The 16,117-nt window shown below is 45.4% G+C and carries 11 protein-coding genes; 6 read left to right on the top strand and 5 right to left on the bottom strand.

Translation table 11 applies throughout. From position 1 onward, the window contains the following. Window positions 1-445: 445 nt before the first annotated feature. The 5 genes from A3193_RS10305 (at window position 446) to A3193_RS10285 (ending at window position 6,962) form a co-directional block, all read left to right on the top strand. Complete coding sequence (locus A3193_RS10305; RefSeq protein WP_069014642.1) at window positions 446-1,354, top strand: diguanylate cyclase; 909 nt, start codon at window positions 446-448, stop codon at window positions 1,352-1,354. 436 nt (window positions 1,355-1,790) lie between these two features. Further along, on the top strand, window positions 1,791-3,113 hold the full coding sequence (locus tag A3193_RS10300; protein ID WP_083218670.1) for a heterodisulfide reductase-related iron-sulfur binding cluster: 1,323 nt from the start codon (window positions 1,791-1,793) through the stop codon (window positions 3,111-3,113). A 504-nt stretch (window positions 3,114-3,617) separates the two neighbouring features. Next, window positions 3,618-4,586 (top strand): TAXI family TRAP transporter solute-binding subunit, encoded by a 969-nt coding sequence (locus A3193_RS10295; RefSeq protein WP_069006736.1) that lies wholly within the window; start codon window positions 3,618-3,620, stop codon window positions 4,584-4,586. 98 nt (window positions 4,587-4,684) lie between these two features. Continuing rightward, entirely contained in the window at window positions 4,685-6,418 is a 1,734-nt protein-coding gene (locus A3193_RS10290; protein WP_305782018.1) for a TRAP transporter permease, read from the top strand. 10 nt (window positions 6,419-6,428) lie between these two features. Continuing rightward, on the top strand, window positions 6,429-6,962 hold the full coding sequence (locus A3193_RS10285; protein WP_069006735.1) for a universal stress protein: 534 nt from the start codon (window positions 6,429-6,431) through the stop codon (window positions 6,960-6,962). Window positions 6,963-7,920: 958 nt separating this feature from the next. Here the strand turns inward: A3193_RS10285 and A3193_RS10280 are convergent. From A3193_RS10280 to A3193_RS10270, 3 genes are all read right to left on the bottom strand, one after another. Further along, the gene (locus A3193_RS10280) at window positions 7,921-10,218 is read right to left on the bottom strand and encodes an efflux RND transporter permease subunit (RefSeq protein ID WP_069014640.1); all 2,298 of its coding nucleotides are present in this window, start codon (window positions 10,216-10,218) and stop codon (window positions 7,921-7,923) included. Between the two features lie 519 nt (window positions 10,219-10,737). Next, window positions 10,738-11,793: a sulfotransferase family protein gene (locus tag A3193_RS10275; RefSeq protein ID WP_083218496.1), complete on the bottom strand. Its 1,056-nt coding sequence runs from the start codon at window positions 11,791-11,793 to the stop codon at window positions 10,738-10,740. A 1,032-nt stretch (window positions 11,794-12,825) separates the two neighbouring features. After that, window positions 12,826-13,242, bottom strand: a complete 417-nt coding sequence (locus A3193_RS10270; RefSeq protein ID WP_069006732.1) for a hypothetical protein — start codon at window positions 13,240-13,242, stop codon at window positions 12,826-12,828. A gap of 567 nt (window positions 13,243-13,809) precedes the next feature. On the opposite strand from A3193_RS10270, the gene A3193_RS10265 reads away from it, so the two are divergent. Next, a complete protein-coding gene (locus tag A3193_RS10265; RefSeq protein ID WP_069014777.1) occupies window positions 13,810-14,604 on the top strand; it encodes a DUF2189 domain-containing protein in 795 nt (264 codons plus the stop codon). A gap of 62 nt (window positions 14,605-14,666) precedes the next feature. Here A3193_RS10265 and A3193_RS20415 read toward each other — a convergent pair whose 3' ends face one another. Together A3193_RS20415 and dsrB are read right to left on the bottom strand one after the other, a co-directional pair. Next, window positions 14,667-14,858, bottom strand: a complete 192-nt coding sequence (locus A3193_RS20415) for a hypothetical protein (RefSeq protein WP_139117092.1) — start codon at window positions 14,856-14,858, stop codon at window positions 14,667-14,669. A 178-nt stretch (window positions 14,859-15,036) separates the two neighbouring features. Further along, window positions 15,037-16,113 carry a dissimilatory-type sulfite reductase subunit beta gene (dsrB, locus tag A3193_RS10255; RefSeq protein ID WP_069006730.1) on the bottom strand — a complete coding sequence of 359 codons (1,077 nt, stop codon included), beginning with the start codon at window positions 16,111-16,113 and terminating at the stop codon, window positions 15,037-15,039. Between the last annotated feature and the right edge of the window lie 4 nt (window positions 16,114-16,117).

The raw sequence follows: 16,117 nt of genomic DNA, 5'->3' as shown, positions 1-16,117 counted from the left end.
AGCGTCTGCGGATTACGTGATTGGGAAGATGTAGTCTATATAACCACGTAAGGCAATGATCGCCAAGTCTTTTAGTGACTGGCCGTGGCGATCTACAGTCACCTGCTACGCTCAAAAGCGGCTGTTGATCACAGGTCAATATGAAGCGGGGTTCCTCTCTGTTACCTCAACAGATAAACAATCACCTGGCTCGCATGAATTCAAATATGTGATCCCATTTCTTGCCTTGTACGGTGCTAGCAGTCGCTTTGGACCAGTCACTGAGTTTTATATTACGGCTGTGTCCCGCTTAGTAGTCCGCCATCATGACAGTGAATGCCAGAACCGGTCTCTGTGTATCATTCATAGAGATTATTACTACCTGTTTTTTTGTTTATAATACTCATGACAAATAACAATTGAATATACTGATTGGAGCGAAGTTTTTTGTATTGGAGATGGGGCTATGTTTAGACTGGGTCATGAAAAGATAAAATACATCATTGAGCAGTTGGATCGTGCTATAGAAAATCACCAAATATGGTTTCAAAACGTAAATCGCTCTCTTGCCTGTCGCGTACCTTGCAAACCGGTGGATCTTTTACCGGATGCGCATCGGAACTGTGAATTTGGCAAGTGGTATTATCGATTGGATGATGAAATCCTTCTGCGTCACGATGGCTTCAATGCCATTGAGAAAGAGCACCATCATATGCATAATCTTGCTACGCAGTTGTTGATAGAGTGTCAGGATACCACTGTTTCGAAGGTTGATAAGTACGATCAATTTTCCAAGTCCGTTGAGCGTCTTCGCATGCAGATAATGAGCTTACAGCGTGAGTTGCAGGATTCCCTGTTTAATGTGGATTCCCTGACAAGCGCACGTACACGGTCAGGCATGCTGACAGAGTTACGAAGACAACATGAGCTGGTTAAAAGGAGTGCGTTTACATGCAGTATCGCCATGATGGACTTTGATCACTTTAAGCAAATCAACGACAAGCATGGTCATCAGGAAGGTGACATGGTGTTGAAGAGTGTCATCAGATACATCTTAGACAGTATCCGTCCTTTCGATATGGTGTTTCGCTATGGTGGAGAAGAGTTCCTGCTTTGTTTGCCCGGTACAGATCTGATTACAGCAAATTGTGCGGTCGAGAGATTGAGGAGCGGTATTGAAAATCTGATTATCTCAGGCATCACAAAAACAGAAATGCGAATTACGGCATCATTTGGCATGACAGCTTTATCAAACGAAATATTTATCGAAGAGTCAATTCATCGTGCTGACCAGGCGCTTTATCATGCCAAAACAACCGGTAGAAATCGCTTGATAGCTTGGGAGAACATGAACGCTGATCTTATCGAAACATGAAGTGATGTGCTGACTATTTGCTTAAAAAACTGCTACCTATGAAAACTCCTAGCCAACCACGCCAATACTCCTAGTTATCTTGCTTATATAAGGATGCATTACGGGTGTCCAAGCTTCTTCCTGCGGGTGTCCTAAACTTCATTCATCATCGGCTACAGCTCCACGCATCCCGTTGATGTGTTTGAGCAGATCCTGATGGAAGGCACCAAACCCTTTCACCGTCACTTCTCCAGATGCGTTCGTTGATCAGATAACACCAGATTAACGACACACACTTTAAACCCAACACTGAGTCGTTGTCTGTTTTGCGACAATTCGTCTGATCAAGGTTGAGGCAACCCATCTGAAACATGTGCCGTAACAATAATAAAATATAATAAAAACAATTAGATAGAATCGTGGTGTGGTTCTTGCTTCGGGTCTCCTATGACATTACTTGAGGTGCAGGCATTTGAATGATTTTGGTTTTGAATCTTTTTCCACCGAATATGGTTTCGAGGCTATTTCGCTCGATAATAACCAATCCCTCGGTCCTTATATCCCGGATACTCAAGAGTGCTTAAGTTGCGGTGTCTGCGTTGGCAGTTGTCCGACATATCGAATCAGACCGGAAGAAAACTATGGCCCTCGTGGCCGAATTCGCTTGTTGGAAAAAGCGGTACGAAGAGGCGAGACACTTGACGTGAATGAGCAGGCCGCTTTGGCAACCTGTACGCTGTGTCAAGCCTGTGAAACCGTATGCCCGTCAAAAATGGCGTTTGCTGAACTCTACCGGCAGGCGCTTGAGGGTGATCATTTCAAGCCAAACAGGAGCTTGCTGGTTTCATGGATACTTGCTTTGGCCATGGGAGGTGAGACGACCCGTCGACGATTGAATCGTTCGATCCGCATCTATCAGCGCAGTGGATTGCCACGACTCCTTGCGCTGTTGGCCAAGCTACCGTTACTGAAAAGCATTCAGCCACTATTGGTATTGCTCCCAACACCTCACAACCCACAGCCGGTTGCCGGTTTTACACAAACTCAGGTGGATCAGCCCCTGAGGGAAGTAACCCTGTTTACCGGTTGCATAGCCAATCTGTTTGATACACATACTCACAATGCGACCATCGCACTACTGTCCCGGATTGGCTGTGACGTGACTGTGGCTGAAAATCAGACTTGTTGTGGTGCTGCCTATGCCCATAATGGAGAGATGAGTCAGGCAAAAGCCTGCTTGAAACAGAATCTGACCGCCTTTGCCAATTCCAGTACTGTCATCTACAACTCAAGCGGCTGTGGCGCCTTTCTGAATGATTATCCGGCACTCATGGCGAGCGAGGAAAAAAATCCGCATGAATTACCATCATTCCTCGATGTTCTGGACTATTTAGAACAGAGCGATCGTTTCCATCAACTGAAATTCAAAACACTGCAGACGCAGGTTGTCGTGCACGAACCGTGCAGTCAACGCAATGCGCTGAAAACTCAAACTCTGGTTTATCGATTATTGGAAAAGATTCCCGGCCTTAGGATAACACCCCTTGCCGATAATCAGATCTGTTGCGGTGCCGGGGGTACAAAGATGGTAACTCAGCCGGAACTGGCCAATCCAATCAGAGATGAGAAGATCGCCGCCCTCTCATTGAGTGGGGCGGAGATACTGATTACAACCAACCATACCTGCGCACTGCACCTTATGAGCGGGGCTCGCGATGCCGGTTTTGAATGCCAGCTGATGCACCCGGTACAACTTCTGGCACAGCAGCTAATCAACTGATCATCTACAGAGTGCTGTGACTGGATTGTTTTTGGATTCATACATTCACTATAATGTTCAGTACGGGGGTGCGATAAAACATTAAAGCAAGACATCCATTCCTAAATCCTAAATGTCAAAGCGTTTGACCCCACCTTGACTCAACAAGCGCTATCAAGATCGGGTGGAGTGGTTAAGGACTGGGTGGTGTTGTTCTGGTTACCGAGAATGACGCTGTATGACAAGTTGTATAAAAACGTTCTGGATAACCAACGATACCAGTAATCACGCAAGGCAATGCTTTTTCGGGTTCCCGCCAGGGATTGTCAAGCAGATGGGTGGAATTCCGCCAATCTGCTTGAAGGCCTGTATTTTTACAATATTTTTTTTCTCTTTTAAATCAGTGATTTAAAAATTATTGATGTTTGCATTATGAACTGGCGTGACATTTGCGACTATCCTTTCTTCATTGCTCGAGTTTATCGAGTCAATTTCCCAATCAATAGAAAATAAATAGGTGGATCAATGAAAAGAAGAGTCTTTTTAACCAGTAGTGTAGCCTTACTGACAGCAGCTTTATCAATACCGATGTCAGCACAGGCGGCTAAAGAGCGCGTCGTCTTCAGTGGCGGCCCGGCAGGCGGTACCTTCCAGGTTGTCGCCAATGCTATCCAGGTTTACAAACCGATCAAGAGTTCGAAGGATTTCCGTGTTCGCGCTCAGTCATCTGCCGGTTCAGTGGAAAACCTGCGTAAGGTGAATTCCGGCAAGGCGCAGATGGGAACGGTCTATTCCGGACATGTCTATCTGGGTCGTAACGGCCAGATGAAGAACGATACCAAGAAGTACGAAAATGTCATGGCGGTAGCCTGGCTGTATGGTGCACCTGCACAGCTGGTTGTTCGCAAGGGCTCTGGTATCAAGAGTACCAAGGACCTGGCTGGAAAGAAGGTCGGTGTCGGTAATGCAGGTTCTGGTGCTTTCGCCAACTGTGAGCTGTTCTTCACCCATATGGGTGTTTGGGACAAGGTTGAGCGTAATGCAATGGGTTACAACGATGCCGCATCGGCATTCGGTAACAACCAGCTGGATGCGTTCTGGCTGTTTACCGCATTCCCAAGTGGTGCTGTGATCATGGCGGCGCAGACCAATGACATTGAGTTGATCGACCTGGGTAAGGATGCCAAGGAGAGTGGTTTCTTTGACCAGTACCCCTACTTCTCCCAACTCTCAGTGCCTGCCGGTACTTATCGTGGCGTTGATTACGACTCCCCATCATTCCAGGACTCTGCACTGTGGGTGGCGAACAAAGACGTTTCAGATGATACGGTTTACAAGATGCTCTCAGCGATCTATACCGATGAAGGTCTGGCGCACATGATGCAGCAGAAAAAAACCTTCAAAAACATGAGTCTGGAGACAGGTACCCAAGGTGTGGTGACTCCTTGGCATCCTGGTGCGATCAAGTTCTGGAAAGAAAAAGGCATGATGTAAGCCATACTCGACCTAGCCAAAGGGCGGGAATTACTCCCGCCCTTTTTTAACAGGGGCAGGTTTCAAAACAAAATAATCACAAAGAAAGAGGGTGGGGCATGCTGTTTAGTAAACTGAACAAGTTTGAGCAATGGGCATTCGATGCCATGGCCATAGGTCTGGTGCTGTTTTATTCCTATTCCGCAGTACTGGAGCCAGCAGCTACACAGTTCCATCGTGGTGTTTACGTCATTATCACCTATATCCTGGTTTTTCTGCTTTACCGCTCCAATTGGGGCGGTATCTACGGGCGCATTTGGGACTACATACTGATGGTGGTAGCCATAGTTACACTAGGCTATTGGATACTGAATTTTGAGGCCATCAACTATCGTGCCGGTGCAGAGACCGAACTGGATACCTGGATTGCAGTAGCAGGTGTGCTGGTTGGTATCGAGGTTGCCCGCCGTGTGGTAGGTACGATATTCGTGGTAATAGGTACCATTATGTTGCTGTTCGGGGTCTATGGTGATTCCGAATGGGTGCCGGAAGTGATTCAGCATGCGGGAGACACCTTTCCACTGTTGTGTGTCAGCATTTTCTATAAGAGTGATGGTGTCTTCGGCATCATGGCCAACGTGCTGGCGACCTATATCATCCTGTTTGTGATTTTTGGCGCATTCCTGGAGAAAAGTGGTGCGCAGAGATTTTTTATTGACTTCCCGCTGGCAGCGGTAGGCCACAAGATTGGTGGCCCTGGCAAGGTATCGGTGATTGCATCCGGATTGTTCGGGTCGATTTCGGGTAGTGCCATTGCCAATACGGTTTCCACCGGTGCATTTACCATTCCGATGATGAAAAAAGCAGGATTTCGTCCACATGTGGCAGGTGGCATAGAACCGGCTGCATCCCTGGGTGGCATGTTTATGCCGCCGATTATGGGGGCGGGTGGCTTCATCATGGCGGAACTGACCGGCTTGCCCTATTCGCAGATCATGCTGGTGGCGATATTCCCTGCGCTGATGTATTTCTTTAGCGTTTTTATGATGGTGCATTACGAGGCTAAGAAGGAAAATATCGTCGGTGAACCTAGTAAGGAAAAAGCAACGGATATCCTGAAAAAGGAGTGGTTTTATATTTTACCGCTGGTCATGATTACAATTTTCATGCTGGCGGGCTATTCACCGGGCTACTCGGCAATTCTCGGCATCGTTACCTGTATAGTTGTCAGCTGGTTTCGTAAAAATACCCGTATTGATCTGAAAGGATTCGTGCATGCCTCCCGAGCCGGAGCAGAGTCCAGTCTGAAAATTGGTGCAACGGTTGGCGTGATCGGCATCATCATTGGTGTACTGACCTATAGCGGCCTGATATTGACCTTTGCTGATATCGTTATCGAACTGGCGGACGGAAAGCTGTGGCTCACTATACTGTTTATTGCCCTGGCTTCACTGATTCTCGGTATGGGTGTACCCGTCACGGCCGCTTATCTGATCACTGCGGTGGTCGCGGTTCCGGCGTTGACTGAACTGGGAATTAACCCACTTGCTGCACATATGATTGTTTACTGGCTGTCGCAGGACTCGAATATCACGCCTCCGGTCTGTATTGCAGCCTTTGCCGGTGCGACAATCGCCAAGGCGAATATGTGGGCAACTGCATGGATCGCCTTCAAGTTCGCCAAGTTCCTTTATCTGGCGCCGTTTATATTCGGATACGTTCCCGCGTTCTCCCTGGATGGAAGTGCAACAGATATCGCCGTGACCTTTGTACTGGTGTTTTTTGGTACCTGGGCTTATAGCTGGTTCCTAAGTGGAATCTGGCTCAAGAGTAAAAAGCCGGCCACCACTTGAGGATAAAATGATGTCGAAATCAAACCGTTTAAAACAGATCGAATATAATAAAATTCTCTACGTGACAGACTTGTCCGAGTCTGGACGGGAGGGATTTCTGCATGCGGCAACCATTGCCCGCTACAATGATTCCGGACTGACTGTTTTTCACGTAGTGGACGACCGAGACCTGCAAAGCCTGGCGAGTTATATGGGCGATGACTTGTGGAAGGAACTGGTGAGCAGAAGCTTGGATGATGCCAGAAAGATACTGATCAACCGGAAAAGGGATGATGTTGCGATCAGGAATGTTGAGCAGTTTTGTAAGGAGTGCATCTCTGAACAACCTGAGCAGCCGGTGTTGAGCTATGAAGTGAAGGTCAAAAATGGTGGGGCTCTGGAGAAAATTCTTGAGGAGGCCCATACAGGGGCATACGATTTACTGGTGCTTAGCAAACATGGGAACCGAGCATCGGTAAAGGATGCTGTCATTGGCGATACCACGCGGCGTATAATCCGCCGATGTAAGATACCGGTTCTCGTTGTGCCGCTTGTTGAGGAATGACCGCTGTAGGCTGACAGAGTAGAGTAGGGTTGTTTATCTCAATACCGAGATCAAACAGTTGCTACTATACGGGATTGGATTTACCACCCGCTCGTGAATCTTAACTGCGCTTCAACAGAGTTAAGATTAAACGCCATGCCGAATGTAAAGTTCCTGACGTATAGGACATGTGCATATATGTCCATCCGCAAAGGGTTGACCGTATCCACAATCTCTACATTGGTTGCTGTTTGAAAGAATCACCGAGGCATCTTCGATATGGAAATCAACTCTACATATTTCGAACTCTGGATCTTCAAGGCAGGCATGGCAATCGTAACATTTAACTGCCTGATTTCGAGCAGCTTCACTAATCTCGAAAAGCGAATAACTTTCCATGCTCCCTCCTTTTTCCACAATGTCGATATCTATAGATTTTTCGACTCTTGTACAGAAACTTATACATGATTTCGCATTCTTGAGCATTAAAAAACGTCAATCAGGCTGATTTTTAGTAACTTGATCATTGGTCACCAGATTCATGCAGAGAGGTAGGCAACTGATTAACATGTAAACAGCCTTGTACCCAGCCTGCAGGAATTGACAGAACTGGTACATATGATCAGCTACTGTTTGCCAGTGCTCCCAGCAGATACGCAAAGCGTTCATATTGAAGATAATTTCGACTGGGAAGAGGATGGTTTTTTCCCAGTTGGAGATAGTATCCCAAGTTCAGCTTGTATGCCGGAGTCGCAACGCAGGCCTGTTAGTGATCAAAGTTTGATTGTCTTTTTCGCTGCATATAAAGCTGTTTAGAATTGCTCCTGATGATTTTCTCAGCCGCAAACTGGGGAATGAGGTCGGGAGACGGGTTTCTGAAGTGTATTTGGCCACCAGTTTTCCCCCTCGACAGGCAAAGAGGTTGCGGATATTCTCCCAATTCTTGCAAATGGGAGACATGAACAATATTTTTCGCGTTCTATGATCGTTTGAATGTCACTACCTGCACGAGCCCACTTTGCCGACTATTGATCCATTTGCAGCTCAATAGAAGTGGTGTGATAACGAAGGCGCCTAACAGGGCCAATAGCATGACCAGTGCGCTTAAAAGACCGAATAACGCAACAGGTGGAAAAGTTGACAATGCCAAGGTTGCAAATCCCATCGCCAAGGCCAGTGCAGTTGAGTAGATCGGCAGGGATTCATGACGGATGACTTGGGTGATTGAATCTGTTATAGACAGGCCATTATTCAGCAGACGTTGATATCGTGTTATAAAGTGCATGGTATGATCAACCCCGATACCAAGCGCTATGGCGGCAATCATGATGGTTCCCGTATCGAGTGGGATCTTCAAATATCCCATCAATCCAAACAACATACTAATTGGATAGAGATTGACCAGCACAGCAACCAATCCAATTCTGACATCCATCAGCATTAGACTGATTATGCTGAATATGATGATCAGCATAAGCAATAACGAACGAAGTTGCCCGTCTGCCATATAGTCAACTGCCTGGCTATTAAGATAACTCTCACCTGTAACCTGAATAGTGAGATCGCTATCAATCGAATCCCTGGCAAACGAGTGGATGGCGGCGATTGCCTGGTTAAGCTGATTTGATGAGTTGATTGAGTGCCTGATAATGATTCTTGCCTGACTATAGTCCGGTGATACAAAAGATCTGGCATTGGTATGGCCCAAGAGTGCCATATAATTGCTGATCTGATCATCACTATCCGGTAGATAGGGGGTATCCGACAGTTCCCCGTCAATTCCACTGTGAACAACGGCCATATAATTTGCGAAAGAGAAGCTTTTGTCGAATAAACGAGAACTTTCTATGTATTGTTGTATTTTTTGAAGCTGTTTTAAATTGTCCAGCTTCAGGAATGCATCCTTACCGCCGCTGACAACAACAGACAGAGCATGTATACCGGAGAGTTTCTGCTGCAGTAGATCTACTTGTAAGGGTAATTCTGACGTGGAGTCAAAATAGTCCATGACATTGTTGTTGATTTCAATACTACTTGCCCAGTATCCACTATACAGAATACATGCCATCAATATAGAGATGTATAGTTTTGGTTTGCTGGAGATATGGCCAAATATACGTAACGCTAATCTGTAAAAACCGTAGGCACGTTCATGCTTTTCTGTCAGGGGCTGTGGAGTCGTCAGTTGCAGGCAAGCCGGAACCAGACTGATGGTAATAATGAAGTTCAGCATCAAGCCAACCGCTGCAACCAAACCAAATTGCTGTAGCAAGTCGATCTGGTTGAGTGTGATGGAGAGAAAGCCAAGGCAGGTAGTGACAAATGTCAACATTATCGCTGTGCTCATGTGTCGGGACATAAGATGATTGGCATCGATTGCGTCAAGACCTTTGGCAATGCCTGACTGGTATTCTGAGATTAGGTGAATATCTTCGGTGGAACCCACGATGATCAGTATCACAGGAACGATTGAGGTCATGATATTGACCGGTATTTCCAGTACGGCCATGATGCTCAGGATCCATATCACACTCAGAGTGGCTGTGAGAAGCGGAATCATCGCTGCTGTGAATCGTTTCAGCATTATGCCGAGAGTGAGAATCAATACCAGCAACGCCATCGGTAAAATGATCTTTTGATCCCGCCTGATCTGTTCGGATATTCCGGTTCTAATGGATGGATCACCGATATGAAATACCTGCTGTAAACGTTGTTTCAGTGGTGCCAACGCAAGATCCAGTTCATTGGCTATCTTTTCATCAAATCCGCTTTTACGCTCTGATTTATCGAAAAAGACATTAAGTGCCATAACGCTGCCATCATTGGAGAGTAGATTTCTTTCAACTAATGGATTTGAACGGGCGGCACGGGCTGTTGACAGGATTCCAGCACTTGTTTCAGGTATCGTCTGGAAGTAGGGGGTTGTGTGGATGTAACCTTCCACAGTGCGAAGATATCTCATGGAGAAAAGACTGGTTACTTCCGAAACACTCGCTATGGCCTCTATCTTACCGGCCGCCTTCTGTATAGCAGCCAGATTGTCAGAAGTCAGTAATTGCTCATCCCCCAGGTAGATCATAGTAGCGTTTTCACTGCCAAAGGTTTCGACGGTTGTGTCATACAGGGATAGGGCCTGGGGGTCGTTGACCATTATCCCATCAGCAGAAATCTCTATTTTTAACTCAGGCAGTTGGAGTAGCGCGATCGAGGTGACAATACCTAGCAGAGTAATGATAAACCAGGGATAGCGTGCTGCATGTGTCATCAGGATATTCATGCACACCTCCTCTCCTTGATTGTTGTTCCTTCTCTTGAGGTAGAGTCAGTGTTTCATGTTATGAATTTTCTTCCTATGGCATTATAAACAGCTTATTTGTGACAAATTCACCATTCCTGGACCAAGCTGATCTATGATTGAAATGAGGCGACTTGTCAGTGATATCGTCAGTGGTAATCCATTATAAGCTGAAGACTTACGACCCATGTCATATTTGAACTACTGGAATTTATCGGCAAGCTGACCGCGCTGGTATTCATACGTAGGGTAAATCCGGCCCGGTTCATGGTACGAATAACTGAACAACAAGTATCGTATCGATGTGACGCCGGCCGAACAGGCCAAAGACAACCCAGTTCAATCTGATTAGGATGAAACACCGAACAGTGCTACCAGGCCGAGATATGAGCTTAATGCCTAAATTGGGTATTCAATTTCAAGCGTTTGCTACAAAATGTTTATACAGCAAATGTAGAATTAGATTTGTGATTCTTGAATTTCTCATTATAAGAGAATAATTCAGTAAGTATATATTTGAGGAAGATGCCAATAATTCCTATTATGAAATCGATGTACTCGCCTTAAGTAATCAGCTAATTTATAGGGATTAAAGGTGATTGTATTGAATTCTATTCTGCTATCTTGCTGAATGGATCTTGGATATGCTAAATACTCTAATAATTCCCCGAAAGATCGGGGTGTGTCTGGATTGATATCGACTCTTCTTTTTAATTTAATTTTATTTAAATAGTTTAGCTCGCCCTTGGTGAGTTTTTCTTTATATTTTCCAATTGATTTTGTGGAAATTGGATCTGATGGAGTCTGGTTCCAGGCTTTTGGTTCGCTTCGCTCTGTCCATTCCTCGTAATACGATCCAGGTACTTCTTTATTAGAGTTGAGTAAATCATTCGCGGTTTGGGATACATTGAGATAGGAAAATAATTCATTTAACACGTTGTCCGGTTTCGAAACAAATTCCTCATAGCGAAGCTCCATATAGTTTGGACTGTTACGAGCCTCCAAGCCTTGTACTGTATCATATAACCATCGAGTTCCAGCTCCGAACAGATTCCATCCTCTGTTCATCAAAGAGCTTACAACATCGCGCCCATCACGCACCATATGCACGAGCTTGACATCATTGAGGACTTTTCCAGCAGCGTTTAAGCAGTATGCATTAGTTGGTGATTTCTCAAAAAATATTTCACATTTAAAATGATCAAGCAAATGGTCTCTCAATAAGCAGGTAAACTCAATTGAGCTTGAACTTTGTGAAATCCAATCATCTACTAGTTCATGAGTTATTCCATAATGCTCCTGAAACGTCATAAATACAGGAACATCGACATAACCTGATGGCTTTGCTTTACCACCTTGCAAATGTGTTAACTGATTCTTGAATGAATCAAAATCATACAATTCATGATGATTAAAACAGTTAAATTCTGGTCCGGAACCTATTTTTTCGTGTTTACTAACGATATGAGCCAATAGTGTTGTGCCACTGCTGCCACAACCACCTACGATACACAAATCAGAAAGACTATGAGGTTTTTCTTGGCTTAATTTGTTCATACATTTAAAAACATGAAATACTAAATAATAACAATTAGTTACAAATGTATTTGAATAGCAAATCTTAACTGCTACTTATTAATTTTACAATATTTAATTACCGTATAAAACTCAGTCGAACAAATCTTAATCGAGCCCACAAGTTATCGCGGTATTTAGGGGAGAGCATGTGGCTCATGAAATAACTACAATTTTGTATTTCACACCTTACGTTGATGAAAGACCGTTACAACTGACACAATGCCAATGTAACGGGTGAGTAGAGGATAAAGCAGTAGGAGAAAAGATTGTTGAAGAAGGGATTCACAGACCGGACTGTATATTAGTAGATAGAATGATTTTTACATGACCGTTAATAATAATTGATCAAACGTAGTGCCACTAATGTACTTGGTTCATATGCAAAACCTGGGCTGTTATTAAAACTGCCTTAGAGACATTTAAACAAAATCAATCCGATAAATAAAATATTACATGTGTAAGTGTAAATTCTTTTTGTTACCACAATTATGGTGCTTTGCTTGTAAAGATATTTTGAAGATTCGACAATTAGAGACTAAGTGAAGCACACTATTAGAAGACGGCGTAGCATAGTTTAAAAGTGTACTATAAGACTCATATCAACTCAGACTCACTACGCCCATTCCGCCTTGCTGGACACAAAAACAGTCCAAGCAGGGCCTATTGGATTCGTGATAACAGGCCCTAGCAACAGTACCAAGGAATGGGGTGCACGTTGTCTCGTGGCGACCACGTGCTGTTACCAAGTAGCCCACTCTAAAAACGATATATATCAGAACTGATGCGCTTTTAGCACTTCAATGAGGAGCATCACTTGGCGTTCTGATAGATGATGCCCAGGCAGGTCATTCGTTGCCTCTATACATACAACAGAAATCTGCCGACCATGACAATGATTTGTCGGTAATGTGGATAGGGGATTCGTGTGGGGTTGCTACAACAGATCAATATTTTAACGATCAACTGGCGATATCGATATTAATCCGATGAGTCAAATCAAGCTCCAAGAGATCAGAACGAAGTGCGAATACCCATTTTTTCTAAGAGGACGCTTTTTCCAGTACTTAGGAATAGTTTTAACTCGTTCCTGGCTTCTTCTGTAGAGACGCCCATCTCAACCAATTGCGCCAATAGATTGTCAAATAACTGCCGTCTTTGTAAACCAACCTCTGATGTATCCCGGCGGTCTGAAAAAAACTCCATCAAGGTAGAGCCACAAATACAGTTCCTATAGAGTTCTACGATAGGCTCATCTCCTTCATCAGGGCAACCAACATTCTCCATGAGTCCGCTACGTCCTTCCAACTGTTGAGTTTCATAGATGAAGGTTTGTAAATCTGGATACTCCTTACCGCAGTTGGTACAGACGCGGGGGAATGCGGTATCCGACAGTTCCTGAAGTCCTTCTAGCAAGGTATTGTAATCCATGGCTGGTCGTTCGTGATGTTTATTCTAAAAATTTAGTTGATTCGTAAACTGTTTAGGAGTCAACTGATGATTGGGTTTATTTTCCCAGTCATAATACTATTTTCTGTACTTATGTTTTTTTATCGGTAAACCTGTAAAGGACTTGAGGACAATATCTCGGAATCCTTCGATTCCTCAGATCGTCGTATGAAGTGGGGATAGAATTTACACCAGTCCCGGTTTTTTGATCCGCTCCAGGGTAACGATGATAAAACAGATAATATTCACGCCACTACATCTCATGCCCACAATCAGAAGGAATTGACGAGCAGGAGCCTTTGTTTTCACTATTCCGACGCAGTACGAATCGTATATTTTACTATGACATAAGGTTCTACTTTAGACAGCTCTTTTTTTAACTATATTAGTAAAAAGCCAAAAATTAAAGTTATCCACCGTCAGTCCATATTAAAAGTGATTTTCAATACATTCACTAGCAGATCGTGGTGAAACAGAATGACCATCCTATTTGTCCTAATAATTATCATCCCATGATTCAACGGGATCAGAAAATCTATGGAGGAAAAAATGAGTCATACTGTCATTCACCATTATGATGCCAGGCCAGTTACCATTGCGCAGGTGCGTGATATCGGCACAGACCACCCATGGATGTGGTTGTCCGCTGGCTGGCAGGACATCAAAGCCGCACCCGCTCAAAGCTTGGGTTATGGACTGGTATTGGCGATCATCAGCTACCTGATAACCATATCTGTTGTATCAAATGGTATGTTCTTTCTTTTTCCACAGCTCGTAGCGGGTTTTTTCCTTATTGCGCCCCTGTTGGCTATCGGTTTATATGCGATCAGCCGTCAGTTGGAGGCTGGCGAGGAGCCTTCACTACGAATGGCCATGAAGAAGGTCTGGAAAAACAGCTTCCATACTTTCAATATGGGGCTGGTGTTGATTGTAGCGCTGATTGCCTGGGTGACCCTGGCTCAGCTAATCGTTGCCCTGACATTCACTGGTATCACCCCTGCAACATGGCAAGGTTTCCTGACATCCCTGTTCGGTAGTTGGCAAGGGCTGCAGCTGCTGGTGGTCGGTGTCAGCTGTGGTGCCGTGATCGCTTTCATCATATTCAGTATCAGTGTCGTATCGGTTCCCATGATGGTGGATCGAGACTGCAATGTATTCGATGCGATCCAGACCAGCTGGAACGCAGTACGCTACAATTTTCTGGCTATGTTCTTGTGGGCGGCTATCCTGGTGACCATCATTATTGCAGGATTCGTAACCCTCTACGCCGGTCTGGTGTTTCTTTTTCCACTCGCTGCCCATGCTACCTGGCATGCTTATCGAGACCTTGTAGAACAGAAATGATGAAGAATAAAATAACACCGGACCCATGGGGTCCGGTGTTTGTCTGTATGAAAATGCGGGGATTACTTGCCGAAGCGTACGACAGGGGTCTGTTCAGCGGTCTTCTGCTTGTATACATCCCCGTAAAAGGCGTCATTGTAATCTTCGATGCCGTAAAAGCCGTCGAAGCCGGTGGTAGCCCTGGGTTGAAGTTTTTCGGTCGTATTGGCAGAAACCAGACCAGTTGTTACAAGAAGGAGAGTAGCAATCAGCAATTTGTTCATCCTGTTATACCTATATACCTATATAGCTTAAAGATGAATACATGATAGCATATAATAATATGCTAATAAACTAAATAAATAGATTAGGCATTTAATTCTGATAGCGGCTTCACAGTTTCAGGGGTTGATGCCTGGGATTTGAAGCCCTATAACTCCCTGAATCTTACGGTCAGAACCTAAGATGTGTAGAGGCATTCAGGCTCTTCTGTTGACCTCTCCAGTTATCAATATGGAATTTGGTGAAAGGCAATCCGGTCAATTCGAAGAATCGCGGCCAGCCGATACGCTCCACCCAATCATTGATCCGCTCCCAGTCTTTGGCATGGGTCTGATAAGCCTTGAGAATCCGTTTGACAATGGCTGTGGCCTCCGGCCAGCGTGGTGGATTGTTGGGGATACCGGCTGCCACCAGTTTTTGGAAAGTGGGCCGAGCCCGGGCATTCGAGTGGTTGCCGCCAACCCATACCGCCAGCTTTGAGTGTTCCGGATCATTGATCTGCATCGGGGGGCAGGGCGGATAGCAGGCGCCGCAACAGACACATTTCCTCTCATCGACCTCCAGGGAGGGTTTGCCATTGACCATCGCAGGTCGTATCGCCGCTACCGGGCAGCGCGCCACCACCGATGGCCGCTCACAAACGTTTGCCACCTGGGTATGGTCGATTTTTGGGGGTTTGGTGTGTTGAATATTGATCGCGATATCCCCCTGGCCGCCGCAGTTGATCTGACAACAGGAGGTGGTGATGTGAACCCGGTTGGGCATGTTCCATTGACGAAACTCATCCACCAGCTGATCCATCATCGATTTAACCACACCAGAGGCATCCGTGGCGGGTATGTCGCAATGCAGCCAACCCTGGGTATGTGAAATGGCCGCGACCGAATTTCGTGTGCCGCCAACCACGAATCCATTGGATTCCAAGGCTTCGACCAACGCGGCCACACGATCTCCGTCGGAGAGCATAAACTCGATATTGCTGCGGATTGTAAAGCGTATATAACCATCCGCGAATTGATCACCGATCTCGCACAATTTGCGCAGCGTAAAGAGATCCAGAATCCGTTGGGTACCCGCTCTCACCGTCCAGATCTCATCGCCGCTATGAGCCACATGACGAAGGACTCCCGGCCTGGGATCTTCGTGGTATCGCCAGTGACCGAAATTCTCGCGCATCACGGGATGCATATACTGAATACCGTCGGGACAGCCGCTTTCAATCGGGACTCTACGCTCTGCGTTCGCCATCAGA

This window comes from Candidatus Thiodiazotropha endoloripes, from assembly GCF_001708965.1.
Classification (GTDB): Bacteria; Pseudomonadota; Gammaproteobacteria; order Chromatiales; family Chromatiaceae; genus Thiodiazotropha; species Thiodiazotropha endoloripes.
This window is presented reverse-complemented; position numbering and strand designations above follow the sequence as displayed.

What these genes read in the sequence shown, in the direction of transcription:
- A3193_RS10305 (WP_069014642.1), top strand. Translation starts at nt 446, where the DNA reads ATGTTTAGACTGGGTCATGAAAAGATAAAATACATCATTGAGCAGTTG.
- A3193_RS10295 (WP_069006736.1), top strand. Translation starts at nt 3,618, where the DNA reads ATGAAAAGAAGAGTCTTTTTAACCAGTAGTGTAGCCTTACTGACAGCA.
- A3193_RS10290 (WP_305782018.1), top strand. Translation starts at nt 4,685, where the DNA reads ATGCTGTTTAGTAAACTGAACAAGTTTGAGCAATGGGCATTCGATGCC.
- A3193_RS10285 (WP_069006735.1), top strand. Translation starts at nt 6,429, where the DNA reads ATGTCGAAATCAAACCGTTTAAAACAGATCGAATATAATAAAATTCTC.
- A3193_RS10280 (WP_069014640.1), bottom strand. Translation starts at nt 10,218, where the DNA reads ATGAATATCCTGATGACACATGCAGCACGCTATCCCTGGTTTATCATT.
- A3193_RS10275 (WP_083218496.1), bottom strand. Translation starts at nt 11,793, where the DNA reads ATGAACAAATTAAGCCAAGAAAAACCTCATAGTCTTTCTGATTTGTGT.
- A3193_RS10270 (WP_069006732.1), bottom strand. Translation starts at nt 13,242, where the DNA reads ATGGATTACAATACCTTGCTAGAAGGACTTCAGGAACTGTCGGATACC.
- A3193_RS10265 (WP_069014777.1), top strand. Translation starts at nt 13,810, where the DNA reads ATGAGTCATACTGTCATTCACCATTATGATGCCAGGCCAGTTACCATT.
- dsrB (WP_069006730.1), bottom strand. Translation starts at nt 16,113, where the DNA reads ATGGCGAACGCAGAGCGTAGAGTCCCGATTGAAAGCGGCTGTCCCGAC.